At 44.6% G+C, this 18,296-nt stretch carries 21 protein-coding genes and 1 tRNA gene; all 22 read right to left on the reverse strand.

Features of this window, described 5'->3' with window-relative positions; all coding sequences use genetic code 11:
- Positions 1 to 16: 16 nt before the first annotated feature.
- Positions 17 to 1,888: a prephenate dehydrogenase gene (locus tag B3L97_RS06720; protein WP_156923349.1), complete on the reverse strand. Its 1,872-nt coding sequence runs from the start codon at positions 1,886 to 1,888 to the stop codon at positions 17 to 19.
- Positions 1,834 to 3,060, reverse strand: coding sequence for a bifunctional phosphopantothenoylcysteine decarboxylase/phosphopantothenate--cysteine ligase CoaBC (gene coaBC, locus B3L97_RS06725; RefSeq protein ID WP_024822127.1), 1,227 nt, complete (start codon positions 3,058 to 3,060; stop codon positions 1,834 to 1,836). The genes B3L97_RS06720 and coaBC overlap by 55 nt, the downstream gene beginning before the upstream one ends.
- Entirely contained in the window at positions 3,041 to 3,292 is a 252-nt protein-coding gene (locus tag B3L97_RS06730; protein ID WP_024822126.1) for a DNA-directed RNA polymerase subunit omega, read from the reverse strand. The genes coaBC and B3L97_RS06730 overlap by 20 nt, the downstream gene beginning before the upstream one ends.
- Positions 3,293 to 3,306: 14 nt before the next feature.
- Positions 3,307 to 3,885: a guanylate kinase gene (gmk, locus tag B3L97_RS06735; RefSeq protein WP_024822125.1), complete on the reverse strand. Its 579-nt coding sequence runs from the start codon at positions 3,883 to 3,885 to the stop codon at positions 3,307 to 3,309.
- Entirely contained in the window at positions 3,869 to 4,132 is a 264-nt protein-coding gene (locus tag B3L97_RS06740; RefSeq protein WP_024822124.1) for a DUF370 domain-containing protein, read from the reverse strand. Before B3L97_RS06740 ends, gmk begins: the two co-directional genes overlap by 17 nt.
- 5 nt (positions 4,133 to 4,137) lie before the next feature.
- Positions 4,138 to 5,022, reverse strand: a complete 885-nt coding sequence (locus tag B3L97_RS06745; RefSeq protein ID WP_024822123.1) for a YicC/YloC family endoribonuclease — start codon at positions 5,020 to 5,022, stop codon at positions 4,138 to 4,140.
- Between the two features lie 28 nt (positions 5,023 to 5,050).
- Positions 5,051 to 6,181, reverse strand: a complete 1,131-nt coding sequence (gene hflX / locus B3L97_RS06750) for a GTPase HflX (protein WP_024822122.1) — start codon at positions 6,179 to 6,181, stop codon at positions 5,051 to 5,053.
- A complete protein-coding gene (locus B3L97_RS06755; RefSeq protein ID WP_024822121.1) occupies positions 6,165 to 6,791 on the reverse strand; it encodes a lysophospholipid acyltransferase family protein in 627 nt (208 codons plus the stop codon). Before B3L97_RS06755 ends, hflX begins: the two co-directional genes overlap by 17 nt.
- Complete coding sequence (gene cmk / locus B3L97_RS06760) at positions 6,788 to 7,465, reverse strand: (d)CMP kinase (RefSeq protein ID WP_024822120.1); 678 nt, start codon at positions 7,463 to 7,465, stop codon at positions 6,788 to 6,790. The genes B3L97_RS06755 and cmk overlap by 4 nt, the downstream gene beginning before the upstream one ends.
- Before the next feature lie 3 nt (positions 7,466 to 7,468).
- Complete coding sequence (locus B3L97_RS06765; protein ID WP_024822119.1) at positions 7,469 to 8,359, reverse strand: HDOD domain-containing protein; 891 nt, start codon at positions 8,357 to 8,359, stop codon at positions 7,469 to 7,471.
- Between the two features lie 31 nt (positions 8,360 to 8,390).
- A complete protein-coding gene (locus B3L97_RS06770; protein ID WP_024822118.1) occupies positions 8,391 to 9,107 on the reverse strand; it encodes a pseudouridine synthase in 717 nt (238 codons plus the stop codon).
- A gap of 6 nt (positions 9,108 to 9,113) precedes the next feature.
- On the reverse strand, positions 9,114 to 9,659 hold the full coding sequence (gene scpB, locus B3L97_RS06775) for an SMC-Scp complex subunit ScpB (protein ID WP_024822117.1): 546 nt from the start codon (positions 9,657 to 9,659) through the stop codon (positions 9,114 to 9,116).
- Positions 9,631 to 10,410 (reverse strand): segregation and condensation protein A, encoded by a 780-nt coding sequence (locus B3L97_RS06780; RefSeq protein ID WP_286934639.1) that lies wholly within the window; start codon positions 10,408 to 10,410, stop codon positions 9,631 to 9,633. The genes scpB and B3L97_RS06780 overlap by 29 nt, the downstream gene beginning before the upstream one ends.
- A gap of 9 nt (positions 10,411 to 10,419) precedes the next feature.
- Positions 10,420 to 11,415, reverse strand: coding sequence for a tryptophan--tRNA ligase (gene trpS / locus B3L97_RS06785; protein WP_286934640.1), 996 nt, complete (start codon positions 11,413 to 11,415; stop codon positions 10,420 to 10,422).
- 39 nt (positions 11,416 to 11,454) lie between these two features.
- Positions 11,455 to 12,231 (reverse strand): Nif3-like dinuclear metal center hexameric protein, encoded by a 777-nt coding sequence (locus tag B3L97_RS06790; RefSeq protein ID WP_024822114.1) that lies wholly within the window; start codon positions 12,229 to 12,231, stop codon positions 11,455 to 11,457.
- Between the two features lie 64 nt (positions 12,232 to 12,295).
- Positions 12,296 to 12,372, reverse strand: a tRNA-Ile gene (locus B3L97_RS06795).
- Between the two features lie 110 nt (positions 12,373 to 12,482).
- Positions 12,483 to 12,665, reverse strand: coding sequence for a ferredoxin (locus B3L97_RS06800; RefSeq protein ID WP_024822113.1), 183 nt, complete (start codon positions 12,663 to 12,665; stop codon positions 12,483 to 12,485).
- A gap of 73 nt (positions 12,666 to 12,738) precedes the next feature.
- On the reverse strand, positions 12,739 to 13,536 hold the full coding sequence (locus B3L97_RS06805) for a phosphoribosyltransferase family protein (protein ID WP_024822112.1): 798 nt from the start codon (positions 13,534 to 13,536) through the stop codon (positions 12,739 to 12,741).
- Positions 13,533 to 14,405: a 4-(cytidine 5'-diphospho)-2-C-methyl-D-erythritol kinase gene (locus B3L97_RS06810; protein ID WP_286934641.1), complete on the reverse strand. Its 873-nt coding sequence runs from the start codon at positions 14,403 to 14,405 to the stop codon at positions 13,533 to 13,535. Before B3L97_RS06810 ends, B3L97_RS06805 begins: the two co-directional genes overlap by 4 nt.
- 92 nt (positions 14,406 to 14,497) lie before the next feature.
- Positions 14,498 to 14,740, reverse strand: coding sequence for a Veg family protein (locus B3L97_RS06815; RefSeq protein ID WP_024822110.1), 243 nt, complete (start codon positions 14,738 to 14,740; stop codon positions 14,498 to 14,500).
- A 96-nt stretch (positions 14,741 to 14,836) separates the two neighbouring features.
- The gene (gene selB / locus B3L97_RS06820) at positions 14,837 to 16,777 is read right to left on the reverse strand and encodes a selenocysteine-specific translation elongation factor (protein WP_286934642.1); all 1,941 of its coding nucleotides are present in this window, start codon (positions 16,775 to 16,777) and stop codon (positions 14,837 to 14,839) included.
- Positions 16,770 to 18,176 (reverse strand): L-seryl-tRNA(Sec) selenium transferase, encoded by a 1,407-nt coding sequence (gene selA, locus B3L97_RS06825; RefSeq protein ID WP_024822108.1) that lies wholly within the window; start codon positions 18,174 to 18,176, stop codon positions 16,770 to 16,772. Before selA ends, selB begins: the two co-directional genes overlap by 8 nt.
- Between the last annotated feature and the right edge of the window lie 120 nt (positions 18,177 to 18,296).

Genomic DNA, 18,296 nt, shown 5'->3' on the forward strand with positions numbered 1-18,296 from the left:
CTCCTTTAAAAATATCCTAGTCAATCCAAAGAGCCACGCTAGGAAAGCCCTCTTTAGATCGAGAAATATGAAACCAAGGTTTCAGTATGTCCATCAACGCGTTAGGGTGACGGACAAAAACCCAGAGAGAAGGATCTTTATCCCCTGGGTCCATAACTTGTACTTCGTGGTTTTGCATGTATTCTAACAATGGCTTTTTCATAGCCAAAGAAGTTGTTATCTCAGCCATCATGCTATAAGGGGGGAAATCAAAATCCTTTCTTTCTTTCAATTCCCTGTGCCAAAACATATCCCATCCCCTCATAAGCCCTCGCTGCCAACCTTTACCAGGTCGGCGCGACTGAACAATAACCTTACGATCATCGGCTCCTATGCCCCTCCAACAAGATTCCCATATAAGCCGAAAAGCATCAAAACGGGACCGGTACGTTACTTTTCGTGATTCGCTATCTGCATCAATCCAGCCTATTAAACCTACCATTACTTCATCACTTAAAGAAAGAGCAAGCCTTGAACCGACAACGATACCACCTTTTTTTAATTTTAAAAGCGTTTCGCGAAGAGCCTTTTTGCTTACATTCTTATCTGAATGCCATTCTAACACGGGGATATGGGCGCCAACTAGGGCTTTAGCAATAGGCGTTATGGTCTCAAGCCCAGGACGCCGACCTATAAGCAGCAGGCTTCCACAACGAGGACATCGCTCGGGCACTGCCGCAGAATACCCACACAAGGGACACACAAGACGAGAGGCTTTCTCTTCAGCACGAAGAAGGACTCCACAGTGATGACATGTCAGTGTTCCTCCGCACTCCTCACAGGAAATTTCCCCTGCATATCCTTTGCGGTCAAGGATCCAAAGGGCCGTATGTCCCTCTGAAACACAGTTTAACGTTCCCTTCACCAAAGATTCACTTAGAGGTATCGAATGAGAAATACCCGGAATTTCCGCTTGCCCGGAACATTTCATATCAACAAAAGTAAGTCTGGATTTTGGCGAGTAGCTATTCCTCCCCAGCTTTTTGTAAAGATACACTTTAGATGAGGGCAAACGACCTCCAAGAAATATAGAGCATTGAGCGATACGAGCTCTCTGCATAGCCACAGCACGACTATGAAGATGAGGGTAAGCTTGCATGCGATAAACAGGGCTGCTCTCTTCATCCACTAGAATAGTATTTAACTGGGGTAAGGGAGCAAAAACAGCGCCAGGACCCCCAACCACTGTATTAACTTCACCGCTACGAACCAACTGCCATGCTTCCCACTGTTTTTTCCCTCCACTAGAGGGCCAAAAAACGACGTTCGAGAATCCCTCAGCCTCCATACGAGCACAAAAAAGCTCGGCTACTCTTCCTTCAGGGAAAAGGAGAAGGGCTGGACCGGGGTTTTCCTTGAGGTGAGATATATATTTTTTATAACGCCCCTCATCTTCCGGAAAATAACAATACTCTTCTGCATAACGTTTTACAGGTCTTATGCCCCCCCCATTCGCGAGAATCTTACTGTCTATACAATCACCTTTAAGGAGAAAAGATGGAGACATTACTTTAAGAGCAGTTCCTCTCCCACAAAAAAAATAAGCCCCAATCCACTCACTTAGAAGCCAAAGATCTTGGGGGAAAGGAGAAACCGAATCTATCACTGAATGGAGAGGACGAATACGATACGTCTTAGAAGAATTCTTTTGTTCCGAAGCAACGCCTAACGAAAAACCGATACGTTTTGAGGGTCCCATGGGAACAGAAACACGGACTCCTTCTGGAAGCACATTCTCACTGCTATAAGTAAGGCTGTTCCACCATGGACCAGGAACTGATACCTCCACTAAGGTCAATGGCTCAGTCTCCCCTGCCGAAGATCCGCCACTATGTTCCAGATATGCCATGCCACTTCTTCTTTCGAGCCTTCAAAATCCGTAATGTCGCCCTCTCTAGTAATGATTTTTACTCGATTGGTATCCGCGGCAAAACCGGCATCTGTAGCGGTAATATCATTAGCTATGATGAGGTCCAAATTCTTTCTTTCCATTTTTCCTCTGGCATGTTCTACTAAATGACCACTCTCTGCCGCAAAGCCCACAAGAATCTGATGTGGCCCTTTACGCTTCCCCACCTCTGCAGCAATATCGGGATTTTGAACTAACTCCAAACTGAGAGTATCCTTCCCCTCCCTTTTTATCTTTTCTTCAGAGGTATGAGCTGTTCTGTAATCGCTTACAGCAGCTGCTTTAACGATTACATCCATATTCTCCATCTCTTCTATTACAGCATTACGCATTTCAAGAGCAGTCGTCACTGATCGAAAAGATATTCCGTGAGGGTGTGGAAGGGAAACAGGACCAGAAACAAGTTGTACATGTGCTCCTCTATACCAAGCTGTCCGAGCAAGAGCAAACCCCATTTTCCCACTGCTCGGATTACTGATGAAGCGAACAGGATCCAAAAACTCCCATGTCGGACCAGCTGTGATGAGAGTAGAAACTCCATCGTAATCACGGAGGGGAGAAAGGGCACGCCATGCTTCTTCAACTATAACCGATGTGTCAGGCAGCCGCCCCTGCCCCTCATAACCACAGGCTAACGTTCCTGATTCCGGATCTATAACTTTGTAGCCTAATTCTGCCGCTCGTTTTACATTATTTTTCGTAGCCGGATGTTCTAACATGTGCACATTCATGGCGGGAAAAAGAAGAATTGGAGCTTTTGAGGCCAAAACGAGAGCATCAAGAAGCATTTCACCCTTACCCTCTATAAGACGTGCCAAGGTTTCGGCTGTACAGGGGGCGACAATAACGACTTCAGCCCAATCAGCAAGATGGATATGGGGGATCTTCCAACCATTTTCATCTGAAAGGAAATCCCTTTGTCTCCATACTCGTCTTCCTGCCAAGGTTGAAAGCACCATAGGGCTTACAAAAGCTTCTGCGCTTTCTGTCAAAACAACTTCTACCTCACAGCCAGCTTTTACTAAGGCTCGAAGAATCTCTGGCGCTTTATATGCAGCTATACCTCCTGTAACTCCTAATACTATCCGTCGCTTATCCTTCCATTTGAGCATTGGAACCACCTGAAAGAAACCCCTCAGAGCGCGATTCAGGGAGATGAATTTTGATGTTAGCTTTTTCAAAATCTCGAATTGCATGAGAAAGATACTGCTCAGAGTTTTCTTCAAGTACACGGCTCTTCTGTTCGCTTACTCGGCGAGCCCAATTTGCTACAAGGACTGTTAAGAGGTACTTGTTACTTACTCCAACTTTTTTCTCTAAGTCATCTATGTCATAAAATTTCATAGAGGAACCTCCTTTTAACGATTAATTCTGTAATTTAAAATTATTTCTCGAATTTCCATAACTGCCCGCTCTACTTCATCATTTACAACTACATAATCGTACTTCTCAGACATCTTCATCTCTTCTACTGCGTTATGCAACCGTAATTCTACTGCCGAATCCTCTTCCGTCCCTCTCTTTTTAAGTCGACGCTCCAGTTCCGCTATAGATGGGGGCATAATAAAGATAAGGACACACTCAGGACATGCGGACCGAACCTGAAGAGCTCCCTGCACATCTATTTCAAGGACGACATCTCTTCCTTGGGACAGCTCTTTATCCACATCTGATTTCAGAGTTCCATAACGATGATCATGGACATGAGCCCATTCAAGAAAAAGACCTTGATCCACTAGACTTTTGAAATATCCCTCGCTTATGAACCGATAATCCGCCCCATCCACCTCACCTGGCCGAGGATCTCGTGTTGTGCATGAAATGGAAAAAATAAGGTCCGGCATTGATTCAAACAACCTCTTGCGGACTGTCCCCTTTCCTGCTCCACTTGGCCCTGACAGGACGAAGAGCCTTCCTCGCTTATTCTGTTGCCTCATCGTCTGGCTCTTCTTCAAAACGGTTAACGATCGTCTCCGGCTGTATAGCGGAGAGGACCACGTGGTTGCTATCCGTTACGAGAATAGCCCGAGTTTTTCGGCCTTGAGTAGCATCTATAAGGCGCCCTTCATCTTTGGCCTCTTCTTTTAGACGTTTTATAGGAGCTGAACTCGGATGAATAATCGCAACGATCCTTTCAGCGACAATCATGTTTCCGAACCCAATATGAACTAATCGATAGGACATGGCCATCACTCCACATTCTGTACTTGCTCTCGAATCCTTTCAAGAGCTGTTTTTGCTTCTACTACTAGCCAACGAATATCCGAATCCGTTACTTTAGAGCCTATAGTGTTAATTTCTCTATTCATCTCCTGGATAAGAAAATCCATCTTCCGTCCCTCAGATTCTGAAGATTTCAGTATAGATTGAAATTTTTTTATATGGCTCTCTGCTCGAGTAAGCTCTTCAGATATATCCCACTTATCCGCCATAAGAGCAATTTCTTGAGCTATGCGACCTTCATCCAAATCTGGGCCGTTTTCTTCTAAGATTTTTTTGATACGCTCTCGAGTTTCTACCATAGCCTCATCTCGCGCATTTATCCATCTGTTTTGAATATTATTTAGAAATCCATGAAAGGAAGAAAGGTGCGTATTTATATCCTCTTCCAGATGCGCTCCTTCTTTTTCACGCATAACTTGCAGTGATGACACAGCCTTCCTCACTATGTCTTCAAGGGCTTGCTCTACTTCTTTCTCCATATCTTGTCTGTTCGATGGAGAATCTGTAACTCCAGGAAGATGAAGCAAAGAAACAATGTTTATTGGATCAGATATGTGGAGATCTTCTTGAATCTTTTGAATTTGATAATAATAATTTTTCAAGATATCAGAATTTACGGTCACGGCCAACAGATCAGAGGGCCATGTGACATCTACAGACAAACGAACTTTCCCACGTCTGAGGGAACTTCTTACTTGATCGTTAATAGAAGGCTCACAAAAAGATAATTCTCGGGGAAGACGAATAGAAACATCCAAGTACCGATGATTAATTGAGGATATCTCTACAGAGAGCGTCCCCCACTTAAAACTTTCACTTTCTCTACTGAACCCTGTCATGCTTAAGAGCACGATGAATCCCCCTTCATTTTCTGCCTTTTTAGTTCGTATCAAACAACAAACGCTCTACCTCTTCAAGCAAAAGAGGAAGCCCCTCCCCTTTCAAAGCACTAATAGGAACCACTGGGGTGGAGCTTCGTGCCTGGATCTGAGCCAGAAGATATGGAATTATATCTGTATCCATCTTGTCTACTTTATTAAGCACTATAAGTCGAGGGATATCTCCCGACTGTATCTCAGCAAGAGTGGCCTCAACTACATCAAGAGTTTCCATTATATCTGGAGCGCTTCCATCAAGAACAAGAAGAATCAACGCCGAGGCAGATATTTCCTCAAGAGTTGTCCTGAACGCTGCCACTAAGTCTGGAGGGAGCTCTCGAATAAAACCAACTGTATCTGAAAAAAGTATTTGATGGCCTTGAGGGAGCCACACTTTGCGAACATACGTGTCCAGTGTAGAAAAAAGCTGATCCGCTACAAAAAGGTCCCGACTCGAACTTAGCTGCCGCAAAAGGGTAGATTTACCACTATTTGTGTACCCAGCCAGCGCTACAGTAGGGAACCCAGCCTTTTGCCTCCGATCCCGTTGGAACGTTCGTCTTTTACGCACACGTTCCAATCTCTCATTAATACCTCGAACACGCCTTTCGAGCTTCCGTCGATGCCGTTCAAACTCTGTTTCTCCAGGCCCTCGAGTTCCAATCCCCCCGCCCAGTCGGGACATTTGACGGCCCAACCCCTTCAAATGTGGAATTTCATATTCACAAAGAGCAAGTTCCACCTGTAAACGAGCTTCTGTAGTACGAGCTCTTTTCTCAAAAATTTTCATGATAACAAAAGGCCGGTCCCAAACATCCAGCCCTAGAATTTTCTGAACATTAAAACGTTGTCCTGGAGTCAGCCGCTCATTACACACAAAGAGATCGGCCTGTACTTCTTTGCAAAATAAAGCCGCAGCCTCAATCTTCCCCTTCCCCAGCATATAAGCTGGATCCGGTTTCTCTTTTTTTTGAACAATCTCTCCTACAACAATTACCCCAAGGTTCTTAAGAAGCATAGCAAGTTCATCAAGTAAAGTTCGATAATCAAAAGGGGCTCCAGGAGAATCGAGAGCTGCCACAACAGCTCGCTTGTAACTTTGATTCTTCTGAGTATCAATTAGTTTCTTCAAGTTTTTTCAGCGCCTCTTCAACATCCTCTAATAACTTGAGTCGGCCCTCTTTGGAAGAGAGTCCTATTGTCCTCTCCGCTGGAACTATAGCTGGCCCAAACGTTACTTTAATTCGAGTAGGTCGAACGAAACGGGCGCCAGGAGGCATGGATTGAAAACTCCCCTGGATATATGCTGGTATGATAGGAGCACCGCTCTTCATAGCTATCAAGGCGACACCACCCTCTAAGGGTTGAAGCCCCCCATCTCGGGAACGAGCCCCCTCTGGGAAAAGAAGAACATTTTCCCCTTGTTCTAAGAGCTCTAAAAAAGCCTTTAATGCCGCACCGGCACTTTGACTATTCTGTTTTACAACTGGAATGGCTCCTAATATCCGAATAAGTAGGCTTAAACCTGGGATTGTAAAAAGCTCGGATTTAGCCAAATACCTCAGCCGCCTCGGGAAAACAGCCCCGATAATCACAGGGTCTAGATTACTGCAATGGTTCGCCGCCACTATTACTGGCGAAGTAGATATAAGAGATTTTTTCCAGATAACAGTAAGTCTATTATATATTTTTAACACTAAGAAGCAAAACAGTTTTGCCAGCTTGTAGAATAAATGGTTCATAAAGCCACCTGTTGAGTATGTTCTTTCACGATATGAATGATTTTAGCAACAACATCTTCAATAGTCATATAAGACGTATCGATAACCACAGCGTCTGGAGCTTTGCGAAGGGGAGCCGTTGCACGATTCGTATCAAATTCATCACGACATCGAATCTGGCGAAGAACTTCTTCGAAGGTAACTGTCTCTCCTCGTTCGACAAGTTGCTGATAGCGTCGCTCTGCCCGAACTACGTCACTTGCCGTTAAAAATATCTTTACAGCAGCATCGGGAAAAACAACTGTTCCCATATCCCTGCCATCAGCTACGAGTCCTGTCTCTTCGGCTTGTTCTCGTTGCGTGGCAAGTAAACAGTCCCTCACTGCGGGAAGTGCCGCATACCCCGATACTATGCTATCTACCCATGGTGACCGAATATGTTCTGTCACGTCGGCACCATTAATATAGACACAGCCATCTCCTAAAGAAACCTTAATTTTAGAAAGCACGATGGCTAATTCTGCACCTTCCGTTGGCTCAAACCCCATAGTATTCAAGTAAAAAGCAAGAGCCCTGTAAATAGCGCCCGTATCAAGATAATCCAGCCCAAGATCCTCCGCTACCCGTCTGGCTACAGTGCTTTTGCCAGCCCCCGCTGGCCCATCAATGGCAACAACCAGATTTTTCATTCTCATCGATTACAAATCTCCCATCTCTTCCAGCTCTTGCGTTGCAACCGTCACAAAATCAACTATCTCTGAAAGTAATGCTTCGTAATCAGAAATACCAAGCCGATCAAAAACATCCGGATAGAGAGGATACTGAAGGCCTTCTGCTCCAATACCAACCCCTAACATAAGGCATAAAGAATTGGCAAGATGTACAGTATCTATAAGGGGTTGATGTTGCTTGACTTCATCAGGAAGGCGATCCGGCGTATGATGGCAGGCTGCAACGTACTGATATTGTTCAGGCAATCCCCACTTCTCTACCAAGAGCGAACCTACAAGAGCGTGGTCAAAACCTAACACCTGAATTTCAGCGTCAAGAAACGATATTTTTTCTTCGTCTATAAGTTTCATGATAAGGCTATATCCAAAGCGAACGTAATCGTTTAAAACCACCTTTCCTATATCATGAAGTAAACCGCCGACATACGCTTCTTCTGGTGTGGTTTTTCCTGCCCTTTGGGCCAAATATCGAGACGCATAAGCTACAGTAAGGGAGTGCCGCCACAATTCCCCCCGATTAAGAGCATAACCGTTAAGACTTTTATCCATAAAAGAGTATACTGAAGCAGCAAGTACAATATTACTTATATTTTTATACCCTAGAAGAGAAATAGCTTCCGCAACACTGCTTATCCTTCGAGACATACCGTAAGCTGCTGAGTTCGCTAAACGCAAAGTACGCACTACAAGCCCTTCATCACGAGCCAGACTTGTCGCTACATCTTTGGCGTTGCTTTCAGGGTCATTCAATAATCTGAGGGTCTCTATAACAAACTGAGGGAATGATTTTATTTCTTTAACACGATTGACTATTCGCGATTTGATCAATTCCCTGGACCGATCGTCCATATAGGTCATAATTCCACCCTCCGTATCTATGTGAAAGAGCTTAAACAAAACCACCTTGTTGTATCTTTTTTAATAATACATCTTGCGACAGCTTAACTATGTGCCCTGTTTTAAGGTTTCTTAGTTCCATTCTACCAATTCTTCGACGAATAAGCACCCTTACCCTGAATCCGAGTTTTTCGGCCATTAATCGGATCTCTCGTTTCAATCCTTCCCCGATCTGGATAAAAAGCCACATCCCCAACGGTTCTCGTTTTAAAACTTTCACGAGAAGCGGGCGAACAAAACCACCCTCAATGGTGACCCCTTTTCTCCAAGATACAAGATCTCTTTCAGAAACCTTCTTATTCAAAAAAATCTCATAACTTTTAGGTATATTCGACGAAGGGTGCATTAGGAAATGAGCAAAATCCCCATCATTTGACAATACTAAAAGCCCTTCACTCTCTTTGTCGAGACGCCCTACAGGAAAGATCCTCACCTCTTCATATTCTTTCGGCAACAATTCTATAACAGTTCTATCGAAGGGGTCTTCTACCGCACAAACAACCCCTCGTGGCTTATTCATAACAATATATACTTTTTTCTCTGGCACAACTTGAGTACCATCTACACAAACAACGTCATTCTCATTGACGATTATGGAAAACTCACAAACAATTTCACCATTAATAGACACTCGCCCTGAACGAATAAGATTCTCGGCCTTGCGGCGAGATGTCAGCCCACACGCTGCAAGATAACGATTTAACCGCATTATTATTCATTCCCCTTCATCCTTTTGCGGGGCAAATTCTTCCACTTCTTCTAGCGTAGGAAGTTCTGATATAGCCGATAGGCCAAAATGCTCTAGAAAAGCGTCTGTCGTCCTGTACAAGAGAGGAGAGCCCGTTCCTTTTCGTCTCCCGGCAATACGAATAACCCCACAAGAAAGAAGAGTTTCTAGTACTCTTTCACAGCGCACTCCCCGAATCTCTTCTATCTCCGCTCGCGTTACAGGCTGATTGTAAGCGACAATCGCCAAACACTCCACTGCTGCACGGCTCAAACGAACCTTCTGATGAGAAACTATCTCTCGAAAATCAGAAACTATACCGGCCAGATCTGGAGCTGTACATATCTCCCAGCCTTCCGCCACTCTGCACAGAACGAGGCCATGACCATCAGAATAATGAAATGAAAGCTCCTGTAACGCGCCCTCTACTTCTCCTCGTTCTCTACGTGTAAAGCAAGCCAGTTCTTCAGAAGAGACAGGGGTCGTCGCTACAAATAAAAGAGCTTCAATTTGTTTGGCAAGAGATGACAACATCTCCAAACAGCTCCTTTTGAAACAGGTCGATTTTCCCTGTCCTAGACATTTCCAGAAGAGCCAACAACGTTACTACCACCACTGACACGGAAGAAGTTTTTTCCAAAACCACTGAAAGAGAGAGGCTCGCATGATCCCTCAAATACGTAGAAAGTTCCTCTATTTTTTTATCTATCTGTACCTCTTCCGGCACAGCCGAAGGGATCCCCTGCCAACCTTCAACGATTCTTCCCCGTAAAGCAGCCTGCAATGACTCCTCTTTTTGATGAGAAGCGAGCATTTCCCACCACAAACGACACAAGCTATAGAGATCACCTACATCATATACTGGAGCTTCTTCAAGCAACATTCTCCTAAAAAAACGATCCCTATACTCTTTTCTTTCCATAAGCCAAAAAGATACTCGTCTGTAAGGGCGATATCGAGATAGCTGTTGCAAAAGCTCTTCCTCTGATAGAGGCTCTTCTTCCGATTCACTGCACGACAAAGAGTCATCCTGCTCCTGTTCCGGAAGGAGAGCCAAAACTTTCTCTAACACAAGCCCTGCAGCAAGGGAAAGAAACTCCGCAATAACGTACAAAGAAGTCTTTTGTGAGCGAGCCAAGTAACTACCATAGATCCGCACTAAATCTGAAACTCGAATCTGGGTCGCTTGAAATTGACGGCTCTCCACCAAGTAGCATAACAAATCTAGGGGCCCTGAAAACCCCTCTACTTCTACCTGGAGAGGAAAGGTTCCTTTCCCTGCCATATACGTTCTCTACTTTCTCGGAACAAACCCGATAGCTTCTACTATTTCATCAATAGTCTGCTGAGCAATTACCTTAGCCTTTTCAGCACCAGATAAAACAATATCTCGAAGGTTTTCTGCATGAGATTCATAGTAACGTCGACGCTCATGGATAGGAGCCATAATTTCCTTAATATGTTCCATAAGCATTTTCTTGCATTGTATGCAACCAATCCCTGCAGTTTTACATCCTTTTATAATCTCCTGACGCTGTTCCATATCGTTGTTAAACACTTTATGAATATCCCAAACGGGGCATTTTTCAGGATCGCCTGGGTCCGTACGTCTCTGTCGCGCGGGATCGGTTATCATGGTACGAATTTTCTCCCACATTTCCTCTGCAGTATCTGAAATATTAATGGCATTCCCATAAGACTTGCTCATCTTACGACCATCAACTCCAGGAACCTTTGGGGTTGGGGTCAGAAGTGTTTGTGGCTCTGGGAAAATGTTGCCATAGAAATTATTGAAACGCCGTGCCATTTCTCGGCTAAGCTCAAGATGGGCATTTTGATCTTCACCTACTGGAACCATTTCTGCTTTATAAAGCAGAATATCGGCTGCCATAAGCACTGGATAGCCTAAGAAGGCATACGTGCTTAAATCTTTATTCTGTATATTTAAAATTTGCTCTTTATAGGTCGGATTTCTCTGAAGCCATCCGAGAGGTGCCACCATGGACAGGGCTAGATGAAGCTCTGCATGCTGAGGGACATGAGATTGTACAAAAATAATGCTTTTCTCTGGATCAAGGCCCGCCGCAAGCCAGTCTAGAAGGGCTTCCTTACTGTTATCCCTTATTTTGCTACTATCTGCATAATCTGACATAAGAGCATGCCAATCTACAATGCTATAAAGACATTCATATTCATTCTGTAGCCGAACCCAATTAGTAAGAGCCCCGGCTAAATGTCCCAAATGAAGCTTTCCTGTAGGGCGCATGCCACTAAAAACTCTTTTAGCCATGTTTTCTCCACCTCATTTATTTATAAAAAATCTCTTTTACTATTCGCTTACAATCCTTAACGGCCCTTTATCCTCCAATTCAAAAACAACTATTTCAGGAGTCCTCAATAATGCTGCAAGGGAGGCCAAAGAGAAACGTTCCATTTCTCCATGATCAACTATACACAAAGATAGACCTGCTGAACAAGCATCCAATATCTGATGATATTTCATATCAGCTGTAATAAAGACCTGAGCTCCCTTGTCCATCGCCTCTTTCCAAAGATCTCCACCAGATCCTCCACAGAGAGCACCATGACACAAAGGTTTATTCTCATCTCCATATCCAACTACCCAAGAGAGATTCCACAAAGAACGAAGACTCGCCATGAGATCCCTCAAACATAGGGGGTGGATCAATTCTCCTACTGCACCAAGACCCCACGTTTTTTCTTCAGGAACTAAGGGAAGGAAACCATCTTTAAAAAGAACTCTGCCTAATTGTACATTAACTCCCTCCGGCGCTTTGTCCCAGTTTGTATGAAGACTTATAATAGCCAGATGATTTTCAAGGGCCCAAAGAATTGCTTGGCAGAGAGGTTCCTTAAGGTCTATTTTCTGAAGGGGAGAAAAGATCAGGGGATGGTGGACTACTAAAAGGTCACATCCTTTTTGGACCCCCTCCTCTACCGCTGACAGAGAGGGATCTAAGGCTACGCCTATTTTTGTTACAGACCATTGAGTGTCTCCTGCCATGAGACCTACATTGTCCCAAGACTCCGCTTTCTCTAAAGGAGCAAACGACTCGATCCTCAGAAGCACTTCCTCAACATTCATAATAGACCCCCCGCTGCATATAAAAAAATGCCGCCTCCTGCTGGGAAACGGCATTTATCTTCAATGGTGGGCCTACCTGGACTCGAACCAGGAACCTTCCGGTTATGAGCCGGTGGCTCTAGCCACTTGAGCTATAGGCCCAAAAAAGAACGCTGCCAATTATACGCCTCTTTCCCCCTTTATGACAAGCCCCTAATTCTTTATTTATAACATTATTGAGAAAAGGTGGGGGGAAATCTGTATCTAATAATCTATTCCTCTACAGAAATACAGCCGACTGGACAGCTGTCTGCCGCATCACGCACACACTCGGCACCTTCCGGCTTCATCACTTTCGCTACCCCGGCATCTTCGTCGAGAGAAAACACCTCGGGACAAATCTGAGCACATACGCCACAACCGATGCACTCATTTCGGTCTAAAGTCACATGCATGAAGACCGGTCACCTCCTCCTGAAACAGGATTTTATCTCAGGTAAGGGAGGGAGTCAAACTCTCTGCGAAAAATCACTCCCAAATACACACTTCAGGAGAAGACTTCCCCATCCCCTTAAGCCTCAATAAGGCTGTATAATTCGACACTGCCTTCTCTTCCGGTTCTGCCGCTGCAAGAAAAACACCAATGCCACAAACTTCAGCACCAAACTCTTTTGCTACGAGCAGCATTCCTGCGGCAGTACTGCCTCCCCTCATAAAATCGTCCACAACAAGAACCTGGCTTCCGCGTTTTAGTTGTTTGGTACCCATGTACATAGGCCGAACCTCTCCAGTTTTAGTGGGGAAATGCACAGCCACAGCAGATCCATCGCTAGGTCGATTGCGGAAACGACAAACGGCCAATGGAACACCTAAAGAATATGCGGTAAAGAGCCCAAGAGGGATACCTTTCACTTCTGACGTCATGACAATATCTGGTTTCGCATTCTGAAAAAGAGTAGCCATAGCAAGCCCTAAACGAGAAGCATAGTATGGATTGAAAATAATATCGCTATAGTAGATGAGACCGCCAGGTAAAATCCGATCCTCGTGAGAAAGTAAGGCTACTATTTCTTCAAAAAACTGCTTCTTCATCTCATCTGACATGGCTGGGACAAAAGAAGCTCCTCCAGTCCGCCCCCGGTCAACTTGAATTCCACCAAGCCCCTCCTGAGTTAAAGCTGCGTCAATCATAACTACGTCATCACTGATAACAGTTTTTGAAACCCCAAAATCTCCAGAGAGAGCTGTGAGTGAAATTTGCCGTGATGGTGCTACCAAAAAACGGGATACTGTCCGAATAAGACGTTCCGTTCTCTGTCCTTTCAACGATCATCACTCCATAATAGAATTTGTTCAACCCAATTAAAATTTTCAAATCGGGAAAGCCGTACTTGTAATTTTACTGGATCAAAAAGAGCGAAAACACTACTTCCACTCCCTGAAAAGCCATAAGCTAACGCTTTCTGTTCCTCGCTAAACCTAAAAAAATCTTCATACTCAGGGTGCCGTTTTAATAGCCATGGAGAGAAATCATTGGGCAGGAACCCCACTCTCTTCTTTTGTGCAAGTTTCTCATATATGCCGTGAATTTCATCCAGACACTCTGAGGTATTAAGAGGGAATCCCCCCTGTTTTTCATAAAAGGAATCTAGCCCTGCATATGCTTCCGCCGTAGCCACTCTCCATTTAGGTATGGCTGTAACAACCAGAAAAGAAGGCAACGCCGGCCAAAGTGTACATTGATCTCCTATCTCCTGAACAAGAGCAAGAGAAGAAGCGCTTAGAAGGAACGGAACATCTGCTCCTATCTGAGAGGCCAAACCTGTAGATATTTTTATACCATAATACTTCTCGACCCAAGAAAGAAATGCCGCCGCATTCCCACTTCCTCCCCCTAAGCCAGTTCCTGGAGGAAGGTTTTTTTTCACTTCAATTTTGAAAGGGGATAGACACATTTTTTCTCTTCGCAAGACACGAAGAGCCTTTTCTAAAATATTTTCCCCTTCTATCTGCATATTTCGAGTCGTTACAATATCTTTAACATTATCTTCTTCCAGAGTTGAAATTGTCAATAACTCAGCAGATGGAAGACGTAAAAACAGAGAGACCAACGAATGATACCCACTTGGCAGAACCCCTGTTATTCGAAGGGTCAGATTTATTTTCGCATCTGATTGCACGGAATATGTTACCAAAGCCCTACCCTCCTCTATGTATATTGCCTCGACATACATACGAAATGCCCTGGCGTTTCGTACGCCAGGGCATTCAAAGCTGCATTACAAGGCTATTTATTATGGTTTCCGGACAATGGCACGAGCTCTACTTCTTTTGTCAAAAGCTCTGCATAACTAAAGGAGACTTTGCTATCCTGCGACTCCACATATAAAGTAAAGAGATTCGGATAAGTCTCAAGGACAATCCCTTGTTTTTCCTCTACTTTGCGACGTCCTTTGGATGTCCGGTATTTCACACGTAGACCCTTGTACAATGCTACTTTCTCCCGAATTGAGGCAAGGTTTCCAGCCATCCAGGGTCACCCCTAATATTAAGTTTTATGAATTATAACACAAAATCGCATAAAACACAAACTATGAGGCTAGAACCTTGCTAAATTGTTACCTTATCATTGACTTTTTTTCTCTAAGCGCTGCAAGAGTAGAATTCTTTTCTCTCCAACTCGGCGAGTAAAGCCCTTAGCATCCATATATTCCAAAAGAGGAAGTATATACTTACGACTGCTCCCCGTAATGTCACGTACCGTGCCTATCGTTATGTTATCTTTTATTTCCTTAAGGACATGAAGAAGCTTGTTCTCTACCCGCTGTGACAGTACATATTTCCCTCCCACAAGAGATGCCTCTCCTCGCTCCCGTATATCCTTGAGAAAACGAGAAAAATCTTTCTCCTTCATACCTAGCCCTTCCTGAACTTCTTCTATCATTGGGAGCTGAAACTCTTTTTCGTCACAAAAGGCATTGAAACGATCCAGATCCTTAAAAAAAGCAGAATCATCTTGAGGTGCGAAATCTGGAAGCCTTACTACATTCTTGTTTGCTATCACTAACACGCCATCAGCTTGCAAGTGATCAAGAAAGGTACGAGCCAATCTGCGCTCTACAGTTTTCAAAGGCCCGGTCAACAAGTCATCTATAATGGCTCCTTCCTGATGAGGACGCTCTTTATGGAAGGAGTGCAAGAATGATACTGTCCTCTCTAATAGATCACTGTACTCGCTCCACGAGACATAATAATCGGCCCCAGCTGAAAGAATAACTATTTTTTTTCTTTTTTCCAAACTTTGGGCCAGTTTATCCAAATCTTCCGGTAATTCCTGAAGGGCAAGCACTCCATCACTTTTTTTAAGGATTCCGTGTGAATGAACTTGAATTTCCAATCTTTTCTCAGAATCCTCAGCTTCCAAGAAATGGTTAAGGCCATCCATATAATCTTCCTTGGCGCCTTTCCCTTTCGGCTTGTGCCCATAGGGAGACAGTATTTTGCCTCCACCAATAGTGACAAGGGGACTGTAAAACCTGATAACAAATCGTTGATCTATGGAAGCTACAATATCTTCTTCCATTACGAGCTGCGCTACCGTTTTTTCTCCAGGCAAAAGTTTTGTCTTGTCAAAAAGAGATACCCTGGCAAGCACATCTGCTGTACCTACATGAAGCCTTACCCGCTGCCAATGGGAGAGAGGTTCCGGCGATGACGATAAAAGAGAAAGCTCCACATCACAACATCGAGTGGGGCGGAATATTTCTTTGGCGCAAACAATATCCCCTCTGCTCAACTCTTCAAGAGATACACCCGACAGGCTAATGGCCACTCGTTGTCCGGCCCAGGCCACATCTACGGAGCTCCCATGAACCTGCACACTTCGAACTCGAACGTCTCGGTTCAATGGCAAAATAGACACATCCATCCCCGGAGAAATCTGACCTCGGTAGGCCGTTCCCGTTACAACGGTTCCAAAACCAGAGATAGGGAAAGATCTGTCGATAGGCATAAAGAAAGGGCCTTGGCGAGTTCTGACTTTCACTCTATCCACAAGAGCACTCAACTCTTCCATAAGCTTAGGGATATTCTTTCCCGTCACGGAAGAAACTGGTACTATAGCCTTTCCTTCCAAGAACGTCCCTCGTACAAAGTCTGCCACATCCTCTATAGCAAGATCTAATAGCTCTTCATCTACTAAATCCGCTTTAGAGATGGCAATAAGACCATCTGAGACACCAAGCAAGTTAAGAATGGCAAGATGCTCTCTCGTCTGCGGCATAACGCCTTCATCTGCAGCAACAACAAGCATAACAGCATCTACACCAGAAGCTCCTGCCACCATCTGTCGAATAAATTTTTCATGACCTGGTACATCCACCAAACTTACAATACGCCCATCTGAAAGTTTAAGGGGAGCAAAACCCAGCTCAATTGTAATACCTCGTTTTTTCTCATCATTGAGCCGATCACAATCCACCCCTGTAAGAGCTTTAACAAGGGTAGTTTTTCCATGGTCAATGTGTCCTGCCGTGCCCAAAACTAAAGAAATTTCGCGGTTATTCACAAATTCCCACCTCCCCAATAGAAGAGAGAGATTCCACGATCCGACTCTCATCGCCCTCCATTAATGTACGGCAATGAAGTATCAAACAATCCTCTGACGCTCCTGCCACCACTGGCATGGCTGCATTACGCAAAAGGGCTTGGAGGCTTCCAGCACTACCTAATGCAGGGATCTGCAACGCCACTCCATAGCCTTTTATGATTGTGGTTGGGAAAGCTCCGCCACCTACTGCATCTTGGGTTTCCACCACCGTCGCAATTATATGCGGGAATCTTCTTTTCAGCATGCCCCTAAGACGCCGAGCTCTCTTTTTTAAAGTTTCCAACTCCAACGTAAGCATCTTTAATGTGGGAACCTCTTGCCACCGATCCTGAAGGTACATTCTGAGAATAACTTCAAAGGCTGCCAATGTCATTTTATCTACGCGCAATGCTCGTAGAAGGGGGTACGTTCGCAATGTATCCACAAGCTCTTTTTTCCCTACAATAGCTCCGATTTGAGGGCCACCTAACATCTTATCGCCGGAAAAAGTTACAAGGTCTACTCCCGCCTTAATACAATCTCGAACAGTAGGCTCTCCCACCAACCCCCAAGGAGAGAGATCCACAAGAACACCACTCCCCAAATCTTCCATGAAAATGAGGCCATTTTCTTTTGCAAAACAGCTCAATTCTTCTCTATCGACTATGGCGGTAAAACCCTCTATCTTAAAATTGGATGGGTGAACTTTCAGAACCATGGCGGTATTATCAGAAAGGCCTCGATGGTAGTCACGAAGGTGCGTCCTATTTGTCGCTCCTACCTCTACAAGACGGGCTCCTGAGAAAGCCATAATATCCGGTATTCTGAAAGAGCCCCCTATTTCTACCAACTCCCCCCGAGAGACAATCACTTCTTTTTCCCGAGCCAGCGCAGCAAGACATAAAAGAACGGCACCTGCGTTATTGTTAACGACAATGGCAGCCTCAGCCCCTGTTACTTGGCAAAGCAGCCACTCTACGTGAGCATTCCGCTGTCCTCGTTTCCCCTCTAGCAAGTTAAACTCAAGTGTATTGTACCGAGCTGCAACGTGACTTACAGCCTCTACCGCTTCCTGGGGAAGACAGGAACGGCCCAGATTAGTATGAACAACCACCCCAGTAGCATTCACTACAGCTTGCAGACCTGGCGTGGTTCGTCTCTGTAAAATGGCCTCAGCTTTCGTGTTCACTCCTTCTAGAGAAGCGTCTACTGGCACGTCTTCTAACACTGCTTTTCGGACTTCTGAAAGAATCTGTGAGAAAACACCTTTTACCATTTCCCTGCCAAGCTGTCTTTCGTATAAGAAAACCCAGGGTTGGTTTAACAACCCGTCCATAGCGGGAAGTTTTTTTAAGATTTCATTTTTCTTTGCGTCCATATGCACTCCCTGCCTTCCTGTGCCTCATCCCTTCCCATAGCACCTTCCTATGAAAATGTGCCCGGCGTCACCGTCTCAATCAAATCCAACATTTCGAGCTTCTCACAACACCTTTCTATG

The organism is Aminobacterium sp. UBA4834 (assembly GCF_002400205.1).
GTDB lineage: Bacteria > Synergistota > Synergistia > Synergistales > Aminobacteriaceae > Aminobacterium > Aminobacterium mobile.

Bases quoted from the DNA above. Each gene is read 5' to 3' on its own strand.
- B3L97_RS06790 (WP_024822114.1), bottom strand. From the start codon at position 12,231: ATGAATGTTGAGGAAGTGCTTCTGAGGATCGAGTCGTTTGCTCCTTTA.
- gmk (WP_024822125.1), bottom strand. From the start codon at position 3,885: ATGAGGCAACAGAATAAGCGAGGAAGGCTCTTCGTCCTGTCAGGGCCA.
- B3L97_RS06755 (WP_024822121.1), bottom strand. From the start codon at position 6,791: ATGAACCATTTATTCTACAAGCTGGCAAAACTGTTTTGCTTCTTAGTG.
- B3L97_RS06800 (WP_024822113.1), bottom strand. From the start codon at position 12,665: ATGCATGTGACTTTAGACCGAAATGAGTGCATCGGTTGTGGCGTATGT.
- B3L97_RS06780 (WP_286934639.1), bottom strand. From the start codon at position 10,410: ATGGCAGGGAAAGGAACCTTTCCTCTCCAGGTAGAAGTAGAGGGGTTT.
- scpB (WP_024822117.1), bottom strand. From the start codon at position 9,659: ATGTTGTCATCTCTTGCCAAACAAATTGAAGCTCTTTTATTTGTAGCG.
- B3L97_RS06765 (WP_024822119.1), bottom strand. From the start codon at position 8,359: ATGACCTATATGGACGATCGGTCCAGGGAATTGATCAAATCGCGAATA.
- B3L97_RS06720 (WP_156923349.1), bottom strand. From the start codon at position 1,888: ATGGCATATCTGGAACATAGTGGCGGATCTTCGGCAGGGGAGACTGAG.
- cmk (WP_024822120.1), bottom strand. From the start codon at position 7,465: ATGAGAATGAAAAATCTGGTTGTTGCCATTGATGGGCCAGCGGGGGCT.
- trpS (WP_286934640.1), bottom strand. From the start codon at position 11,415: ATGGCTAAAAGAGTTTTTAGTGGCATGCGCCCTACAGGAAAGCTTCAT.
- coaBC (WP_024822127.1), bottom strand. From the start codon at position 3,060: ATGCTCAAATGGAAGGATAAGCGACGGATAGTATTAGGAGTTACAGGA.
- B3L97_RS06770 (WP_024822118.1), bottom strand. From the start codon at position 9,107: ATGCGGTTAAATCGTTATCTTGCAGCGTGTGGGCTGACATCTCGCCGC.
- B3L97_RS06740 (WP_024822124.1), bottom strand. From the start codon at position 4,132: ATGTCCTATCGATTAGTTCATATTGGGTTCGGAAACATGATTGTCGCT.
- B3L97_RS06815 (WP_024822110.1), bottom strand. From the start codon at position 14,740: ATGGCTGGAAACCTTGCCTCAATTCGGGAGAAAGTAGCATTGTACAAG.
- selA (WP_024822108.1), bottom strand. From the start codon at position 18,176: ATGGACGCAAAGAAAAATGAAATCTTAAAAAAACTTCCCGCTATGGAC.
- B3L97_RS06730 (WP_024822126.1), bottom strand. From the start codon at position 3,292: ATGAAATTTTATGACATAGATGACTTAGAGAAAAAAGTTGGAGTAAGT.